This window comes from Litorilinea aerophila, assembly GCF_006569185.2.
Lineage (GTDB): Bacteria > Chloroflexota > Anaerolineae > Caldilineales > Caldilineaceae > Litorilinea > Litorilinea aerophila.
In genome coordinates this window covers 1-16,968 of the sequence record NZ_VIGC02000043.1, presented here as the reverse complement: position 1 = coordinate 16,968, position 16,968 = coordinate 1, and the positions used below count along the sequence as shown (strand labels likewise).

Genomic DNA, 16,968 nt, shown 5'->3' with positions numbered 1-16,968 from the left:
CGTTCAGGGGTGTAGTTCAAGTTGGGGGCAGAATTCAGACCCTACCGACACCTGGTGCGGGCAGATCCGGTAGGGGCGGGGCTTGCCCCGCCCGCTTGCCCCAAAGTTGAAATACACCCATCGTTCAGGTTATCTGTGTCTAGACAAAGGCGAGGATGGCCTGGGCATACCCAATCGCCTGCTGACTCTGCCGGTCGCCGTAGTGTTCGTAGGGCGCGCCCTCTGCAAATCCATTCGGAATCTCGCTTCGCCTGGCGCAACCAGTCCAGGGCACGATTGGTCATCTATGATTCACCCTTTTCCTCAGGTGTTCGGCCACCAGGGTAGACCCAGACCGTTTCCTGCGTCAAGGTGGCTGCAAAGCGGCCCTCTTCCTGCTGGAGACGTTGCCACTCTTCGACGGTGTAGACGAGCACGTCCGCCGGTACGGGCAATGTCCGGGTGTCCCAGCCCAGCGACCGGCTAATGGGAGGCGGGGCCATGCCCTTCACCACGAGCACGATGTCCAGGTCGCTACCCACCCCCCAGTCGCCCCGGGCATAGGAGCCGAAGTAGCCGATGCACACCACCTCGGGCCGCTGCCGGCCAATTTCAGCCGCCCAGCGGCGCACAGCCCGGTCAACGCTTTGCCGATCAGGCCAGGAGATGACGGTCTTGTCTAACGGGCGGATGGGCATGGTCTTCTGCCTCCGGAGTCAATCGTGGCAGTGGCCGTCCCTGGACGGCCGCACCGCCGCTTCTGTCTGCATTCTACCTTTCACCCTTTCTTCAGCTCTCCTGCCTGGCGGAGGGCAAAGTGAATCACCCGTTGACTTAGCCAAATGCCGTGGGCTTGCATCCGTTGAATGGCGTGGCGTATCTCCCCCATATGTCCTTCTCGCTTCGCCCGCAGCAAGATGCCAACGGAGCCAGTGACGGACAGCCCGCTCAACCGGGCGATCCGTCGTCCTACCGCCTCATCAATGCAGACCGTGGGCAGCTTCTCGTCTAATGCCATAATGACGATTTCTTGTGCTTCAGGCATTGGCCACGTCGGCGTGCAGCTCTTCCTCGTCCAGATCGATCATCGGTACTCCATAGCGATGCAAATTCAGCAGGAAAGTCACCCGGTCAACGCCGGCCATCTGAGCAGCCATACCGGAAGAAATCCGTTTCAGTTCGAACAGTTTAACGGCCATGGCCATCCTGGCTTCTTGCTCGAACTCCTCACGCGATTGCTGCAGGGCATCGGGAAGGGATGAAGGATATTCAACCACGATGGGCATGATCTTCTGCCTCCGGAACTGGTCAGGACGGTAGCCGTCTAGAGACGACCGAGCGCTCGTTTCTGCCTGCATTCTAACCCATGGACCAGTCGGACTCAAGCCCCATCGTCCTCAATCGTCCGTGTACTTCACCCACACCGGATCCCACGCCTCGTACGGCAGCAGGAAGGTGAGCTGCCTGGGGTTGCTACCGTCTGCATCCATGATCCAGAGCTGGCGCAGGCCCGACACCCGGTTGGAGGCGAAGACGATCTGGCTGCCGTCGGGCGAGAAGCTGGGGCTGTGGTCCCATTCCCATTCGTTGTGGGTGAGCTGCCGGGGCGGCCACTCGTTGCGGCGCACCAGCCAGATCTCGTCGTTGGCGCTTTCGCTGGAGACCAGGGCCACCACCTCATCCACGGGCGACCAGGCCGGCGCCCACGCAGTGCCCACGCCGAAGTAGGTGAGCTGGTGGCGGCTGCTGCCGTACAGGGCGTCGTCGTAGAAGAGCTGAACCAGGCCAGCCTGGCCGTTGGCATGTTCCCGCAGGGCATAGGCGTAGAAGCGTCGGTCGGCCGAGTAGGCATCCCGGGCTTTGGCCCGGTCGTAGAAATGGCGACTGGTCAGGAGGGCCAGGCCCGTGCCGTCCGGGTTGATGACGAAGGCGTTGGGCCGCCGGGTGGTGCCGAACATGTCCGACAGGAAGAGGATCTTGCCCTGGAGCGCCTCCGGGAAGGGGGGCGTGGCCGTGGGCACGGGCGTGGGCCGCAGATCTTCGAGGTAGACGAAGATGGGCGTGGGCGTGGGGGTGGGGCGCCCCTGGGCCGGCCTGGGCGTGGGTGTCGGCGTGTCGGTGGCCACCAGCACCACCGCGTTCGGCGGGAAGGGGGTGGCCGTGCCGGTGGTGACGGCCTGGGCCGTGGCCAGCAGGGCCACGTAGGTGGCCGTGGCCGGGTTGCCCGGCGTGGGCGTGTTGGTGACGATAACCGGCGTGGGGGTGAAGGTGGCGGTCACCATGTTGGGCGGCGTGGGCGTGGCTGTGCCCAGGATGCGGGCCCATTCCGTGGCCTGGGCCACCCGGGTGGCGGCTTCGAAGACGTCGGCCGGCGTGGGGGTGGAGGTGACCACCAGGAGGATCGGGGTGGGGGCTTCCTCCTGGGCTGGTGGCTCGGTCGGCGCGGCAGTGGCCGTCGGCGTGGGCGTGGGGGGGGGCGGCGGTGTGGGCGTGTCTGTGGGCGAGAGGAGCTCCAGGGGTACCGTCAGGCCCGGCGGGCCTATCTCCACCTGCAGGTTGCGCAGTTCCAGCCAGGCGTTGTCCAGGGTGGGGCGCCAGACGATGCCCATCTGCACCGCAGCGGCGCCGTCTCCGATGGCCCGGCGGACGGTGTAGGTGGTCCACTGGATGCCGTCCATGGCGACGCTGCTGCTGGACCACGCCTCCCCCTGTTCCTGAATAGTCAGCCGGGCGCCTTCCGGGGGCGAGAAGAGGCGCGCGGAGACGGTCAGGGTGATGGCCCGGCCGGCGGGCACGTCGAAGCCGGCGTCCGGGTCCGGCAGGGGCCAGGCCAGGAAGACGCTTCGCTCCGTTCCGGCCTGGGGCGCAGGCCCGGGCAGCACCCGCAGTATGTCGCCGTCTGGATCCGGGATGTGCTGGATCTGGAAATCCCCCTGCACGGCCACCGCCTGGAGGGGGGGCGCGGCCGTGGCCAGCTCGGCGGCGGGGATGGTGTCCGGGCCGTTCCACTGGAGGGGCAGGTGGATCGCCGTCCCGGCCGGTTGGCCGATCTGTTGGGCAAGGACAGGCACCGGCCCATGGCCGGCCCATCCCAGGGCCAGCAGGCCCAGGAGCAGGGCCACGAGCCAGCGGGGTCGTTGTGAAGTCTGCATGTCGCCTTCTGTCGGTGTCGTGATTGTGTTGGCTCATCTACCACATCATCTACCACAAATGGGCGCTACCCAGCCCGGGTTCGCAGGGAACCGAGCCGGCTCGCACCCATTGGGGAGATGAGCCGTTGTGTTTTCGGTGGGCGTCGCCCCTTGGGGGATACGTCGAGAGGGGGCTCCCCGTTACGCCCACTTTGGGGCGTCGTTATGGGACAGAACAGACCAGGCCCTGGGCGGCGATGGCGCAGGGCCACAGCCCCACCGGGGTACCCTGGTAGCGCTCCATGAGCATGGCGGCCAGCTCCCGAGCGGCCTGGCCGTCCCGGGCCAGCACCAGGGCGAAGCCGCCGCCCCCGGCGCCGGCCAGCTTGCCGCCGTGGATGTAGGGGGTCATCCGCTCGAAGAGTTCATCGATGAACGGGTTGGTGCAGCCGGGGTCCATGCGCTTGTTGAGCGCCCAGTGCTCGGCCAGCAGGGCGCCAAACTGGCCCAGGTCGCCCGCAGCCAGGGCGTCCCGCATGGCCACGGCCAGCCGGCCAATTTCCTCCAGGATCCAGACCATCTCCGGGTCCCGGGCCATCCAGCGGCCCATGACCGCGCGCAGGAGGTTCTTGGCCAGGCGCTGCTGGCCGGTGTAGACCAGGCACAGGCACTGGCCGAGTTGCTCCTGCACCGCGGGGGGGAGGGCCACAGGATCCACGGTGATGCGCTGGGGCAGGCCGGGGGCGGTGTGCACTAGCTTGATGCCGCCCACCAGGCCGCCCACCTGGTCCTGCCAGCCGCCGCCGGTGGTCAGCATCTGTTCCAGGCAGAGGACCTCGTCGAAGAGCCGGCTCTGGTTGCTCTCCTGGCCCAGGAGGCGGTCCAGGCTGGCCAGCAACGCGCCGGCCATGATGGAGCTGGTGCCCAATCCCGAGCCCCGGGGAATGTGGGTCTGGGTGCTGAGGCGCACGCCGCCCGTCTCCCGAAGGAGTTCGGCCAGGGGCATCTGGGGGGAAGCGTCTTCAGGGACCAGTCCTTTCAGGACCAGGGCGGCCTTGAGCAGGGCGAAGGGATCGGCCGGGTTCGCGTAGTCTAGCGCCTCGCCGGCGGCCTCCAGGACCACCGACTCGCCGATGTCCCGGCTTTCCAGGACGAGCCGGGGCTCGGGCAGCCAGGCGGCCTCGGCCACGATGGGGTGGGCTCCGTGGAGGGTGATGGCGCCGTTGAGGACGGTGCCGCCCCGCTCGATGCTGTAGGGGGGCGTGTCGGTCCAGCCGCCGCCAAAGTCGATGCGGGCCGCCGCAGCCACCCGGACGGCGTGGCCGTGGCCGGTGGCTGGGACAGGAGGCCGGCCCGGCCTGCGGTGCCCGCGGACGTCGTCCTGGATCAGCCCGGCCAGCACGCCGAACGCCCGATCTTCCCAGTGCCCCTCTCCGGTGGCCACGGCCAGGGCCTTGTAGCCCCGCATTTGGAGCAGGGGATCGGCCTCGGCCAGCCAGCGTTCCAGCAGCCGGCGTCGCCCGGGCCGCGCTTCGCCGCCGCTGTGAAATAGCTGCGCGATCTCGGAGGCGGGCCGTTCGGCCGCCATGGCGGCGAAGGTGCGATGGGCCATGACCCGGTCTTCCACCGCGGCCATTTCGTCCAGGATGCGCTGGCCGTCGGCCTGGACGAAGCTTTCGGCCAGGGAGAGGCGGGGCTGGGCTTCCCAGCGGGCCCGCCAGGCCGGGTCCGGGGTAGCCGATGCTATCGCTTCCAGGAGGCCCAGGGTCAGCCACAGGCTCTCCTCCCGGTCCCCGGTGCGGGGGTAGAGCCGGGCGTTCCAGAGGGTGCGTGCCTCGGGGGAGATGCCCGGCCAGATGACTTCCGGCGGCAGATCCAGCCCGGCCAGCCACGCCGCCCAGGGACGGTTGAGGAAGGTGGCGGCCGGGTCGTCCCACGGCCGTTTGGGGTCGTCGTACAGGCCGAAGAGCCGGGTGACGACGCCGCCGTCCACCGGGAGCTGGTGCAGGACCAGGCCCGGGGGCAACTGGAGCGGGCGGGCCGTGTGCAGGCCGGCGACGATGCCGGGGCCGGCCAGGGTGACGGGCCCGGCCAGGTGGCTGTCCACCACCAGGGCAGGGCCTTGGGCGTCGGCTGCCCCGGCGATGGGCCCTTCCACCACGGCGTTGATCAGGAACAGGGAGCCTCCTTCCGGAGGCTCACCAGCCGGCCCAGGCTCCTGGGGCCAGGCCATGGCCTGGCTCGTCCAGCCGCAGGTATGGGCCAGGTCGGGGTCGGCGGCCACCATGCGCCAGTATTCTTCCGAGGTGCCAAAGTGGACGAAGACGGCCGGCTGGAGCCTGACTGCGGAGAAGGGCGTGCCCCGCAGCTCCTGCCAGATGGTCCGGCGGGCGGCCTGGAGGCCTGGCGTGGCCGGGCCGTCGCTTTCGTCCGCCAGGTAGGCCTCCAGGTGGGTCTCCCGGGCCAGGGGCAACAGCAGGTCCCCGTAGAGGTTCAGGGGGGGCAGGGGGCCGTGAGAGTCTGTGGCCGTTTTCGTCAGCCGGCAAAGCCGGGCCACCGGCTCCTGGGATGTCAGGTCGGCAAATCGCCGGGCCGTGGCGGCGTCCATCCAGACCAGGCCGGTATCCACCTGCACCTGCCCGTCCGGGGCCACGGCCCCAGCCTGGCGGAGCTGCTCTGGGGAGGGCTTGTGCAGGAAGGCCCGGACGGCCGCGGTGTTGCCATGGGGTTGGGCGTCGGCCACGTAGACGCCGTGGCGGGTGCCCACGGAGAGGGACGCGGCCACCGATACGCCCAGGACACCCCGGCGCTGCAGGGAGAGCTGGAGGTGGTCGAAGAGGAGCAGCACATCCCCAGAGACCAGCAGGATGCCGGGCGGGGCGCTGCTGGCCACGCCGCTCAGATTGATGAGAAATTCGTCGAAGATGGTGGAGGCGCGGCCGTCCGGCAGCTGCCGGGGGACCCGGGCAAAGAGTTTGCCGGTGGCGGAACAGTGGGGCAGACGCCGGGAGTCGCCCCCGGAATGGATGACCAGGACCCGCAGGTTCGCCGGATTTTCCCGGGTGAGGGGTGGGAGCAGTTCGGGCCGAAAGAGTCTGGCCAGGATGCGCAGGGTGGCGCCGCCGGAGCCGATGCGCCGGCCCTCCGGGTCGGGCACCACGTGAAAGTCGGTGTTCACGGGCAGGAGGCCAGCCTCCCGGCGCCAGGCCAGCTGGCGGCGCACCATGTCGGCCTGGCCCTCGTCGCTGGCCGTGAGGATGCAGAGATCCCAGCTTCGGGCCGGCGGCAGGGCCGATGTGGGCTGTGCCCGGCCCAGGGAGGCCAGGTAGCGCTGCCAGTTGTTGAGGTGGGCCTGGCGGAGGAAGCTCCGGTGGCCCTGGGTGATGTGGGATGGTCCGGTCATGGCGGTGGTGGATGGACGAAACGGTGGATGGGCGAAACGGAAGACGTGGTGCGTAGTACGTGACCTATCTGACGCACTACGCACCACGCACTACGTATCCCTACTCTTTTCCTGCGCTGTCCCGGCCGTTTGGGCCAGCGTCTGCTCGTACCAGGCGATGGTCCGGGCCAGGCCTTCTTCGAAGTTCGTTTCGGCCTGGAAGCCGAAGAGCCGCTCGGCCCGGGAGGTGTCCAGCTTGCGGCGGGGCTGGCCGTTGGGCTTGCTGGTGTCCCAGACGATGCGGCCCTGGAAGCCGGTCAGGCGGGCGATCAGGGTGAGCAGGTCCCGGATGCTGATCTCATAGCTGCTGCCCAGGTTCACCGGTTCGCTCTGGTCGTAGCGTTCAGCGGCCAGGAGGATGCCCCGGGCCGCGTCCTCCACGTAGAGGAACTCCCGGGTGGGGGATCCGTCCCCCCAGGCCACGATGGTTTCTTCCCCCCGTTGCCGGGCCTCCACACACTTGCGGATCAGCGCCGGGATCACGTGGGAAGTCTCCAGGTCGAAGTTGTCCCCGGGGCCGTAGAGGTTCACCGGCAGGAGGAAGATGGAGTTGTAGCCGTACTGCTGGCGATAGGCCTGGCTCTGGACCAGGAGCATTTTCTTGGCCAGGCCGTAGGGCGCGTTGGTCTCCTCCGGATAGCCGTTCCAGAGATCCTCCTCCCGGAAGGGGATGGGGGCGAACTTGGGGTAGGCACAGACGGTGCCGATGGCCACGAACTTGGGCACGCCGACGCGCCAGCTTTCATGGAGGAGCTGGACGCCCATCATCAGGTTGTCGTAAAAGAATTCCGCGGGCCGGCTGCGGTTGGCGCCGATGCCGCCCACGTGGGCGGCCAGGTGGATGATCAGGTCCGCCGGCCGTCCATCCGGCCTTTGGGTATCGTGGAGCAGTTGCTGAATCGCTTCCCGTTGGCGCAGGTCGTAGTCCCGCTTGCGGGGGACGAAGATCTCATCCACCGGATACTGGCGCAGCAGCTTCACCACGTAGGAACCCAGGAAGCCGGCGCCGCCGGTGACGATCACCCGCTTGTCCTGCCAAAAGACCTGACTCGGGGGCCATTCCTGTCCTGGCATGGGTATGGTCTCCTTCTATCCCATCCTCCGCAGCACGTTGCGGGCGTCCACCACCAGGCGGGCTGTGCGGGCGACCAGGGCCCAGTCGTAGGCAGAGTGATCGGTGACGATGACGGTACAGTCTGCCTCGGCCAGGGCCGTTTCCAGGTCGGGCACGCTGTGGAGCTGGAGGCCTTCGTGGTGGACCGTCGGCACGTGGGGGTCGTGGTACTGGACAGCTGCGCCCTTCTGGCTTAGCAGGTGCATGATGTCCAGGGCCGGCGACTCCCGCAGGTCGTCCACGTCCTTCTTGTAGGCCACGCCCAGGATGAGGATGCGGCTGCCCTTGACCGGCTTGCCGGCGTCGTTGAGCGCGTCCTGGACCTTCTGCACCCAGTAGCGGGGCATTTCGGTGTTGATTTCGCTGGCCAGCTGGATGAAGCGGGCGTTGTACTGCATGGTGCGCAGCTTCCAGGAGAGATACTGGGGGTCGATGGGGATGCAGTGGCCGCCCAGGCCGGGCCCCGGCGTGAACTTCATGAAGCCGAAGGGCTTGGTGGCCGCCGCTTCCAGGATCTCCCAGGCGTCCAGGCCCAGCTTGTCGCACATGAGCTGCAGCTCGTTGGCCAGGGCGATGTTCACGGCCCGGAAGGTGTTCTCGAAGAGCTTGACCATCTCCGCCGCCTCCGGCGAGGAGACGGGCACCAGGGTCTCGATGGCCGGGCTGTAGTAGGCCACGGCCGCTTCCAGGCAGGCCGGCGTGATGCCGCCGATGACCTTGGGCGTGTTGCGGGTGGACCAGTCCTTACGGCCGGGGTCTACCCGCTCCGGGGAGAAGGCAAGGTAGAAGTCCTGGCCGGGGGACAAGGTGGCTGGGTGATCAGGGGATTGGGCACTTCGCTCCCGGTCTGCCTGACCGGTCAGGATGGGCAGGACGACTTCCCGGGTGGTGCCCGGGTAGGTGGTGGATTCCAGCACGACCACCATGCCCGGGTGCAGGTATTCGGCGATGGCCTGGCTGGCCGCCACGATGTAGGAGATGTCCGGGTCGCCGGTCTTGTTCAGGGGCGTGGGCACGCAGATGGAGACCGCGTCGCACTCAGCCAGGACGCCGTAGTCGGTGGTGGCGCGGAGGGAGCCGGTGGGTGGGTGATTGGATGATTGGGGAACTGGGGGATGGGGGGACTGGAAAACGGCTTCCCGTTGCTTCGCTGCCGCACCGACCAATTGCTGCAGCCGCTCGGACGGGACGTCCTCGATGTAGCTCTCGCCCCGGTTGATCGCGTCCACCTTGCGCCGGTCCAGGTCGATGCCGGTGACCTGGTAGCCGGCATCGGCAAAGGCGACGGCCAGGGGGAGGCCGACATAGCCGAGCCCGATGACGGCCACGTGGGCCTGGCGGGCGTGGAACTTTTCAATGACAGGCTGTGACATGGGGGCTCCAAGGGTTAAAGGAACTGGGCAAAGATACTCCGAATCTGGTCAAAGTCCTCCAGGTGGTTTTGCAAGATCTGGTAGACCTGGTGTCTGTCAATATCCAGGTAATCATGCACCAGAATATTGCGGAAGCCAATCATGCGCAGCCACCGCTGGTAGAGGGTCTCGTCGATGTAGCCGGCCTCGCAGAGCAGCTCTGGCACATCCCGATACCACTCCACGGTCCCCAGCTGCAGGTCCGCCACCAGATGGCTGCCGATGTCGTCGATGGCTTCAATGGCCAGTTGCAGGAAACGCTCGGCGCTCCCATACTTCTCCGGGTTCTCCAGAAAGGTTGCGAGGGGCGTTTCCCGTAACCTGTGCAGGATCTGCAGGTATTCTTCCAGTTTCTCCAATCGTTTACGGAGGACCTCAACTCTGACCACCGAGGATTCTCTCCTTGAACCGGCGCCGCTGTCGCTCCAGGATGGGCACGAAGTCCCAGTACATCCGGGCGATTTTGGAAAAGAGCTGCCCGCGGTCAAAGTCTTCCACCGCGTAAATCACCCGGTTATGACGAACCACGTCGAACCAGAGGACGATGTCCCGGATGTCGGCCGGGTCGAGGAAGACCAGGTCCACCTGCTCAAAGCCGGCCCGCACCAGATCCGTCAGCAGGTCCAGCTTGTCGGGCGGGGGCGTATGGGGCCGCAAGATCGCCGCCAGATCCAGGTCGCTCCTGGACGTGGCCCGGCCTTCGGCGTGGGACCCGAACAGGTAGACGGCCTGGATCTCTGGATAGCGGCTGAACACAGCGGCGAGCTGGGCTTCCATGGGTGACCCTCCCCGGTCACGGTTACGGCTGCTCCAGGATGCCCCGGCGGGTCAGCTCCTCCACGATGTAGTTCACGATGTCGTCCACGCTCTGCACGTCCGTCTCCACCACGATTTCGGGCGATTCCGGCTCTTCGTAGGGCGAGGAGACGCCGGTAAATTCCGGGATCTCGCCCCGCAGGGCCCGGGCGTAGAGCCCTTTGGGATCCCGCCGCTTGCAGACCTCCAGGTCGCACTTGACGTAGATCTCCACAAAGCGGCCGTGGGGCAGCAGGGAACGGGCGAAATCCCGGTCGGCCCGGTAGGGGGAGATGAAGGTGCAGAGGGTCAGGTTGCCGTGCTCGAAGCTGAGCCGGGCCACCTCGGCCACCCGGCGGATGTTCTCCTTGCGGTCTTCCGGGCTGAAGCCCAGGTCCCCGTTGAGGCCGTGGCGCACGTTGTCGCCGTCCAGGTACATGGTCTGGCAGCCCATGGCGTAGAGGCGCTGCTCCAGCTTGCGGGCCACGGTGGACTTGCCCGAGCCGGAGAGGCCGGTGAACCAGAGGACGGCGGCCCGGTGGCCGTTGCGCCGTTCCCGCTGCTCCCGGGTGATGGCGGTGGATTCCCAGACCACGTTGGTGGACTTCTGGCGGGCCGGCTCCTGGACGACCACCTCATCCAGATCCCGGGCCCGACGGCGGATCATGCCCGCGGCCACGGTGACGTTGGTGTAGGGGTCGATGAGGATGAAGCCGCCCGTGGCCCGGTTGAGTTTGTATGGGTCAAAGAAGAGGGGCTGGGTGGTGGTGATCTTCAGCCGCCCGATCTCGTTTAGCTGCAGCGTCTGCGCGGGCTCCCGGTGGAGGGTGTCCACGTCGATGCGGTAGGTGACCTCGCTGATGAAGGCCCGCACCTGGCGGGTGGTGTGCTGCAGGATGTAGGTGCCCCGGGGATTCATGGGCTCCTCGTGCATCCAGCAGACGATGCACTCCAGCTGGTTGGCCACGGTGGGCAGGTTCTTCTTGCGCACGATCATGTCGCCCCGGCTGACGTCCAGCTCATCCTCCAGGGTCAGGATGACCGAGTCGCCCGCCGCAGCCTCCTGGAGCTCGCCGTCCGCGGTGACGATGGCCCGCACCCGGCTGGTCTGCCCCGAGGGGAGCACCACCACTTCCTCGCCCGGGCTGATGGTGCCGGAGAAGATCTGGCCGGCGAAGCCCCGGAAGTCCTGGTGGGGCCGGATCACCGTCTGCACGGGGAAGCGGAAGTCCACCAGGTTGCGGGAGGAGCCCACGTTCACATGCTCCAGGTAGTGGAGCAGGGTAGGGCCCTCGTACCAGGGCATGTTGGCGCTCTTGTGGACGACATTGTCCCCTTTCAGGGCCGAGATGGGGATGAAGGTCATGTCCTGCACCGAGAGCTTGGTGGCGAACTCGGTGTACTCGGCCACGATGCGGTTGTAGACCTCCTGGCTGTAATCCACCAGGTCCATCTTGTTGACCGTGACCAGGATGTGGGGGATCTCCAGCAGGGAGGCCAGGAAGCCGTGGCGCTTGGACTGGGTGACCACGCCCTTGCGCGCGTCGATGAGGATGATGGCCAGCTCCGCGGTGGAGGCGCCGGTGACCATGTTGCGGGTGTACTGGATGTGGCCGGGCGTGTCGGCGATGATGAATTTGCGCCGGGGCGTGGCAAAGTAGCGGTAGGCCACGTCGATGGTGATGCCCTGTTCCCGTTCGGCCCGCAGGCCGTCGGTGAGGAGGGCCAGGTCCACGTAGGGGTCGCCCCGGCTGCGGCTGGCCCGCTCCACCGCCTCGAGCTGATCCTCGAAGATGGCCTTGGTGTCATAGAGCAGCCGACCAATGAGGGTGCTCTTGCCATCGTCCACGCTGCCCGCGGTGGTCAGGCGCAGCAGGTCCATGGCCAGGTAGGCCTCCAGGTCGGAGCCGACGGCCGGCTGTTCGGCCGGCAGGGGCCGGTCGTGGTTCAGCGATTGTTCCGTGGCTGTGATTTTCGTGTCGTCTGCTTTTAACATAAGTCCCACCATTCGCGAAGGGCTGCCCACGTGCAACCCGTACCGTTCAATTTAAAAGTAACCCTGGCGCTTGCGATCTTCCATGGCCGCTTCCGAACGCTTGTCGTCGGCCCGGGCGCCCCGTTCGGTGACCCGTGCCGAGGCCACTTCCTGGATGATCTCCTCGATGGTGGAGGCGGTAGACTCCACCGCGCCGGTACAGGTCATGTCGCCGATGGTGCGGAAGCGCACCATCTTGTTCTCCACCTTTTCGCCGTCCAGCAAGGTGATGTAGTCGGAGACGGCCAGGAGGACGCCGTCCCGGTTGATGACGTCCCGGCGGTGGGCGAAGTAGAGGACCGGGATCTCAATCCCTTCCCGGGCAATGTACTGCCAGATGTCCATCTCCGTCCAGTTGCTCAGGGGGAAGACCCGGAAATGTTCGTTGGGGTGCTTGCGCCCGTTGTAGAGGTTCCAGAGCTCTGGGCGCTGGTTCTTGGGATCCCACTGGCCAAACATGTCCCGGTGGGAGAAGAAGCGCTCCTTGGCCCGGGCCTTTTCCTCGTCCCGGCGGGCGCCGCCCAGGGCGGCCTCGAACTTGAACTCGGCCAGGGCGTCCAGCAGGGTCACCGTCTGCAGGGCGTTGCGGCTGGCGTTGGGGCCTGTCTCTTCCACGACCCGGCCCTGGTCGATGGAGTCCTGCACGTAGCGGACGATGAGCTGGACGCCCAGCTTCTCCACCAGCCGGTCCCGAAATTCCAGGGTTTCGGGGAAGTTATGGCCGGTGTCGATGTGCAGGAGCGGGAATGGGATCTTGCCCGGGTAGAAGGCCTTGTAGGCCAGGTGGGCCATGACGATGGAGTCCTTGCCGCCGGAGAAGAGGAGCACCGGCCGCTCGAATTGGGCGGCCACCTCCCGCATGACGTAGATGGCTTCGGACTCCAGCTGTTTGAGGTGAGAGCGTGTATAACTTGGCATAATCCTGATGGATGGTTATCCGTTCTGAAATTTTTCCCGGTAGACGTGCCAATGTTCCTGGAAGACAGCCGGCGCGATGGCGTAGAGCAGCTCCAGCACCTGCTGCCCCAACTGCCGGATCTCCCACTGGGCGGCCTTGTCCACCGCCCGCAGCCAGAGGAAGTGGCTCCAGGCTGCGAAGTTCATGGTGGTGACGATGCGGGTTTCGGCCGCGTTGGGCAGCAGGAAGCGGGCGTCCTCCTTGCGGATGCCCAGGGCGCGCAGTCGGGCGTATTTCTCCTCTGCCATGGCCCAGAATTCCTGCAGCTCGGCCACAGCCGCTTCATTCTTCGCCACTGCCGGGGGCACAATCGCCTTCCAGCCCCCTTTGCTGAGGTCGGTGTAGCGCTGCGACTCCTGGCTGAAGCTGGCCAGGCGGTGGCGCACCAGTTGATGGGTACATGCCCGGCTGATGCCTTCGAAGAAAAAGGTGGCTGAGCCGTGATGCAGGGCCAACTCTGGATCCGACAGCAGGGGCTGGGTGAAGCCCAGGAGGGTCACCCGCATGGGGCCACACTCCCTGGGGCCCAGCCGCGCCAGATCCGCGCTGGAGAAACTTCCCTGGGCCGGGCTACAGGCGTCCAGGCCGCCGTCGCCGCCGGCCTGCTCCAGCTCCAGCTCGCTGTACACCGCCGGCGCCACCGCCTTGAGGAGGGGCAACGCCTCCAGGGCAATGCCCCGCCGGAAGAAGTCCAGCCAGACCCGGGCGTTGCCGCTGACGATCCACTCGCCGTTGCCCAGCTCGCTGACCTCGCAGTGGCGGTTGGCCAGCCGCCAGCGCATGGGCTGGTCCCCGGCATCCCGCACCCGCACGGTGACCACCACATGCTCGATGATGTCTTCGTGGCCTTCTCGCACCCGGGCAGCGATGAATTCGGGCGCGGTGCCCATGCGGTGGGTGCTGCGATAACAGACCCGTCCGGCGTATTCGATAAGCTGTTCAGGGAAACCACCACAGCCCCGCCAGATGGTGGCCAGATCGCTGGGAAGTCCCCGGGAGTTGGCCTGCACCTCCGAGGCGAGGGCCGGGTTCTGCTGGGTATAGGCGAGCAATTCAACCTGCATGGGCAATCCTTGCGACACGGTTGTCTATCATTCAAAAAGCCATTTTTGCACGGAAGCCATCTGTGGAATCCGTGTCATCTGGGTAATCTGTGGCTGCAAACCAAGGAAATATTGGTCTATGTCAAACAGCTTTAGAATAGCATCATTTTCAGGCAAGTCCAAAGCGTCCGCGGGGCCAATCTGGGGGCTTGTCCAGGAGAATTCCAATGGAATCTTCATATTTCCTGAAGATTTTTATTGTAAAATGATGGTAGCGGGAGGTCTCAAGAGCCCGCCCATGGTTTGCCCTGTATCTGACGACATGGCTGACCAGGCCCAAAGGATTTCCAGGGGAAATCTGGCAAATTCTGTGCTCATCTGTGAGACCTGTGGTTTCTTCATTTGGGGAAACCCGCGGCGAATTTCTGCCGGGAGCGATAGCTTTTATCACGAATTGCTGATACTTACAATTTGCTGACATTTACGATTGACGATGTGAAGTGACGATGTGAAGATACCCGTGAAGATACCATGGCCAAGACAATATTGGTAGTCGACGATAAAAAAAGCCTGCGCACCATGGTGCAGAGCTACCTGACCCAGGAGGGCTTCCGGGTGGTCACCGCCGCGGACGGCCGGGAGGCCCTCTTTGTGGCCCGGGAGGAAAAGCCGGATCTCATCATTCTGGACCTGATGATGCCCGAGATGGGTGGCTACGAATTTCTGCGGGTCTACAGCAAGGAAGCCCAGACGCCCATCATCATCCTCACCGCCCGGGTGGATGAGACGGACAAGGTGCTGGGGCTGGAGCTGGGCGCCGACGACTATGTCACCAAGCCCTTCAGCCTGCGGGAACTGACCGCGCGGGTGCGGGCTGTGCTCCGCCGCCTGGAAAAGGCCGACGTCCAGCAGCCGGTCCTGCAGGTGGGGGACGTGACCCTGGACCGCAACACCCGTCGGGTCACTGTGGATGGCCGGGAGGTGAGCCTGACCCCCTCGGAGTTTGAGCTCCTGGCCACGCTGATGGGCTCCCCCGGCCGGGTCTTTAGCCGGCTGGATCTGCTGGACCGGCTCCAGGGAGATGCCTACGAAGGCTACGAGCGCACCATCGACGTCCACATCCGCAACCTGCGCACCAAGATCGAGCCCGATCCCCGCCATCCTCGCTACGTGGAGACAGTCTACGGTGTCGGCTATCGCTTCGCGCCCGTAGAGCCCTGATGGAGTCCTGATGGTATCGATTCCTCTGCAGTTACCCCTTCGTTCCATCGCCCTGAAGCTGACCCTGGCCTTCCTGGTGGTGGGCCTGACCGGCGCCCTGCTGGTGGCCTTCTTCGTGGGCCAGCGGGCCCGGCGAGAGTTCGACCAGTTCCTGCTGAATCGAAGCCAGGTGAACCTGGTGGAGCGGCTGGCGGACTATTACGCCAGCCACGGCAGTTGGGACGGGCTGCCGGAACAGCTCTGGCGCCGGGACCTCCCGGTACCCCGCCCCAATGGTCTCGTCCTGGCTGACGCCCACGGCCGTGTGGTCTGGGGGGGGCGACCCGGCAACCCGGGGACGATCCTGGCCGCCCGAGAGCTGGCCGGCGGGGTGCCCATCCGGGTGAACGATCAGGTCGTGGGCTGGCTCCTGATCGACTGGCCCCGAAGCCGCCAGCTGCCCGGCTCGCCAGAGCAGGACTTCCTGAGCCGCATCAACCGGGCCATCGTGTTGGGCGCGTTGGGAGCCACTGCGGTCGCCCTGCTCCTGGGGGTGATCCTGGCCCGCACCCTCACCCGCCCCATCCGGGAGCTGACCGCCGCCACCCAACAGGTGGCCCAGGGCGATCTGGGCCATCAGGTGGAGATCCACACCCAGGATGAGCTGGGTGAGCTGGCCAGCTCCTTCAACCAGATGAGCGCCCGGCTGGCCAGGGCCAACCAGCTCCGCCGCCAGATGACCGCGGACATCGCCCACGATCTGCGCACGCCCCTGAGCGTGATCCTGGGCTACACCGAGGCGCTGAGTGAGGCCAAGCTGCCCGGCTCGCCGGAGATCTACGAGGTGATGCACGCCGAGGCCCAACATCTCAGCCGCCTGATCGACGACCTGCGCACCCTCTCCCTGGCCGACGCGGGTGAGCTCCCCCTCTTCCGTGAGGAGACGGAGCCCGGCGCGCTCCTTTCCCGGGTGGCCATGGCCCAGCGACCCCAGGCCGAACAGCGGGGGGTCACCCTGACCGTGCGCCAGGAGGCCAGCCTGCCCACCATCCAGGTGGATCCGGAGCGGATGGTGCAGGTGTTGGGCAACCTGGTGGGGAACGCCCTGCGCTACACGCCGGCCGGCGGCACCATCGAGCTGGCCGCCTACCCCACCGCGGGCGGCGTGGTGCTCCAGGTGCGGGACACAGGCAGCGGCATCGACCCGGAGGACCTGCCCTACATTTTTGAACGTTTCTATCGGGGGGACAAGGCCCGCCACGAAAACGGCGAGTCTGGGCTGGGGTTGGCCATTGCCAAATCCCTGGTGGAAGCCCACGGCGGCACCATCCAGGTGGAAAGCACGCCCGGGGAAGGCACCACCTTCCGCATCACCCTGCCCGCCGAGCCCCCGTCTGGGGGAGGTTGATCCTCGGATGTCTGCAAAGCCTGGTGACTTCCCTGCCACAAGGTCCTTTTGCAACGCAAAGGGGCCGGCATCCTGTCCTGAAAAAGGACGCGGATTCACGCCGATGAGCGCAGATTTTCTCCTGCGGCGCAACGAAGTTGCATGAAGAAATCAGCCGCCGGCTGTCCAATCCGCGTGGATGGCGGCCCCCGTCGTAGGTGCGGTCTCCGGCCGCACGCTGTTACGTTACCAGCCCCGGGTGGATGAAGGGCGGGCGACGGATGCGCCATATATAGGGGCGAATCATGATTCGCCCCTGCCGCCTACGACAGGATGCCCGTTTCTGTAGGGGCGGGCCGCCGTGCCCGCCCGCTGTCGCGGTCGAACCAGCCACCCACGGCGGGCCAGAGACCCGCCCTACGCACGTGTTGCACCCAATCCGGACAGGTGCAGGGACGGCAACGGCTGCGCA

General features: G+C 66.3%; 15 protein-coding genes. 2 read left to right on the top strand and 13 right to left on the bottom strand.

Annotated features, from left to right (window positions below):
- Positions 1-284: 284 nt before the first annotated feature.
- From FKZ61_RS22090 to FKZ61_RS22035, 13 genes are all read right to left on the bottom strand, one after another.
- Positions 285-677 carry a nucleotidyltransferase domain-containing protein gene (locus FKZ61_RS22090; RefSeq protein WP_141612320.1) on the bottom strand — a complete coding sequence of 131 codons (393 nt, stop codon included), beginning with the start codon at positions 675-677 and terminating at the stop codon, positions 285-287.
- Between the two features lie 80 nt (positions 678-757).
- On the bottom strand, positions 758-997 hold the full coding sequence (locus tag FKZ61_RS24555) for a DUF3368 domain-containing protein (RefSeq protein WP_407659970.1): 240 nt from the start codon (positions 995-997) through the stop codon (positions 758-760).
- A 19-nt stretch (positions 998-1,016) separates the two neighbouring features.
- Entirely contained in the window at positions 1,017-1,265 is a 249-nt protein-coding gene (locus FKZ61_RS22085) for a UPF0175 family protein (protein WP_211358688.1), read from the bottom strand.
- 111 nt (positions 1,266-1,376) lie between these two features.
- Positions 1,377-3,131: a TolB family protein gene (locus tag FKZ61_RS22080; RefSeq protein WP_141612318.1), complete on the bottom strand. Its 1,755-nt coding sequence runs from the start codon at positions 3,129-3,131 to the stop codon at positions 1,377-1,379.
- A 202-nt stretch (positions 3,132-3,333) separates the two neighbouring features.
- Entirely contained in the window at positions 3,334-6,513 is a 3,180-nt protein-coding gene (locus FKZ61_RS22075; RefSeq protein WP_141612317.1) for a fucose pyrophosphorylase domain-containing protein, read from the bottom strand.
- Positions 6,514-6,603: 90 nt separating this feature from the next.
- On the bottom strand, positions 6,604-7,626 hold the full coding sequence (locus FKZ61_RS22070; RefSeq protein ID WP_141612316.1) for a GDP-L-fucose synthase family protein: 1,023 nt from the start codon (positions 7,624-7,626) through the stop codon (positions 6,604-6,606).
- 15 nt (positions 7,627-7,641) lie between these two features.
- Positions 7,642-9,039 carry a nucleotide sugar dehydrogenase gene (locus FKZ61_RS22065; protein WP_141612315.1) on the bottom strand — a complete coding sequence of 466 codons (1,398 nt, stop codon included), beginning with the start codon at positions 9,037-9,039 and terminating at the stop codon, positions 7,642-7,644.
- A 14-nt stretch (positions 9,040-9,053) separates the two neighbouring features.
- On the bottom strand, positions 9,054-9,437 hold the full coding sequence (gene hepT / locus FKZ61_RS22060; RefSeq protein WP_229964357.1) for a type VII toxin-antitoxin system HepT family RNase toxin: 384 nt from the start codon (positions 9,435-9,437) through the stop codon (positions 9,054-9,056).
- Positions 9,438-9,453: 16 nt separating this feature from the next.
- Positions 9,454-9,855, bottom strand: a complete 402-nt coding sequence (gene mntA, locus FKZ61_RS22055; RefSeq protein WP_141612313.1) for a type VII toxin-antitoxin system MntA family adenylyltransferase antitoxin — start codon at positions 9,853-9,855, stop codon at positions 9,454-9,456.
- A 22-nt stretch (positions 9,856-9,877) separates the two neighbouring features.
- The gene (gene cysN, locus FKZ61_RS22050; protein ID WP_141612312.1) at positions 9,878-11,869 is read right to left on the bottom strand and encodes a sulfate adenylyltransferase subunit CysN; all 1,992 of its coding nucleotides are present in this window, start codon (positions 11,867-11,869) and stop codon (positions 9,878-9,880) included.
- Between the two features lie 51 nt (positions 11,870-11,920).
- A complete protein-coding gene (gene cysD, locus FKZ61_RS22045) occupies positions 11,921-12,826 on the bottom strand; it encodes a sulfate adenylyltransferase subunit CysD (protein WP_141612311.1) in 906 nt (301 codons plus the stop codon).
- Between the two features lie 15 nt (positions 12,827-12,841).
- A complete protein-coding gene (gene thyX, locus FKZ61_RS22040) occupies positions 12,842-13,930 on the bottom strand; it encodes an FAD-dependent thymidylate synthase (protein WP_141612310.1) in 1,089 nt (362 codons plus the stop codon).
- 27 nt (positions 13,931-13,957) lie between these two features.
- Complete coding sequence (locus tag FKZ61_RS22035) at positions 13,958-14,149, bottom strand: hypothetical protein (RefSeq protein ID WP_141612309.1); 192 nt, start codon at positions 14,147-14,149, stop codon at positions 13,958-13,960.
- A 291-nt stretch (positions 14,150-14,440) separates the two neighbouring features.
- On the opposite strand from FKZ61_RS22035, the gene FKZ61_RS22030 reads away from it, so the two are divergent.
- Together FKZ61_RS22030 and FKZ61_RS24140 are read left to right on the top strand one after the other, a co-directional pair.
- On the top strand, positions 14,441-15,130 hold the full coding sequence (locus FKZ61_RS22030; protein ID WP_141612308.1) for a response regulator: 690 nt from the start codon (positions 14,441-14,443) through the stop codon (positions 15,128-15,130).
- A gap of 10 nt (positions 15,131-15,140) precedes the next feature.
- Positions 15,141-16,517, top strand: coding sequence for a sensor histidine kinase (locus FKZ61_RS24140; protein WP_141612307.1), 1,377 nt, complete (start codon positions 15,141-15,143; stop codon positions 16,515-16,517).
- Positions 16,518-16,968 lie beyond the last annotated feature (451 nt).

What these genes read in the sequence shown, in the direction of transcription:
- FKZ61_RS22070 (WP_141612316.1), bottom strand. Translation starts at nt 7,626, where the DNA reads ATGCCAGGACAGGAATGGCCCCCGAGTCAGGTCTTTTGGCAGGACAAG.
- FKZ61_RS22030 (WP_141612308.1), top strand. Translation starts at nt 14,441, where the DNA reads ATGGCCAAGACAATATTGGTAGTCGACGATAAAAAAAGCCTGCGCACC.
- FKZ61_RS22035 (WP_141612309.1), bottom strand. Translation starts at nt 14,149, where the DNA reads ATGAAGATTCCATTGGAATTCTCCTGGACAAGCCCCCAGATTGGCCCC.
- FKZ61_RS22080 (WP_141612318.1), bottom strand. Translation starts at nt 3,131, where the DNA reads ATGCAGACTTCACAACGACCCCGCTGGCTCGTGGCCCTGCTCCTGGGC.
- FKZ61_RS22090 (WP_141612320.1), bottom strand. Translation starts at nt 677, where the DNA reads ATGCCCATCCGCCCGTTAGACAAGACCGTCATCTCCTGGCCTGATCGG.
- mntA (WP_141612313.1), bottom strand. Translation starts at nt 9,855, where the DNA reads ATGGAAGCCCAGCTCGCCGCTGTGTTCAGCCGCTATCCAGAGATCCAG.
- thyX (WP_141612310.1), bottom strand. Translation starts at nt 13,930, where the DNA reads ATGCAGGTTGAATTGCTCGCCTATACCCAGCAGAACCCGGCCCTCGCC.
- FKZ61_RS22075 (WP_141612317.1), bottom strand. Translation starts at nt 6,513, where the DNA reads ATGACCGGACCATCCCACATCACCCAGGGCCACCGGAGCTTCCTCCGC.
- FKZ61_RS24140 (WP_141612307.1), top strand. Translation starts at nt 15,141, where the DNA reads ATGGTATCGATTCCTCTGCAGTTACCCCTTCGTTCCATCGCCCTGAAG.
- cysD (WP_141612311.1), bottom strand. Translation starts at nt 12,826, where the DNA reads ATGCCAAGTTATACACGCTCTCACCTCAAACAGCTGGAGTCCGAAGCC.
- cysN (WP_141612312.1), bottom strand. Translation starts at nt 11,869, where the DNA reads ATGTTAAAAGCAGACGACACGAAAATCACAGCCACGGAACAATCGCTG.
- FKZ61_RS22085 (WP_211358688.1), bottom strand. Translation starts at nt 1,265, where the DNA reads ATGCCCATCGTGGTTGAATATCCTTCATCCCTTCCCGATGCCCTGCAG.
- FKZ61_RS22065 (WP_141612315.1), bottom strand. Translation starts at nt 9,039, where the DNA reads ATGTCACAGCCTGTCATTGAAAAGTTCCACGCCCGCCAGGCCCACGTG.
- FKZ61_RS24555 (WP_407659970.1), bottom strand. Translation starts at nt 997, where the DNA reads ATGGCATTAGACGAGAAGCTGCCCACGGTCTGCATTGATGAGGCGGTA.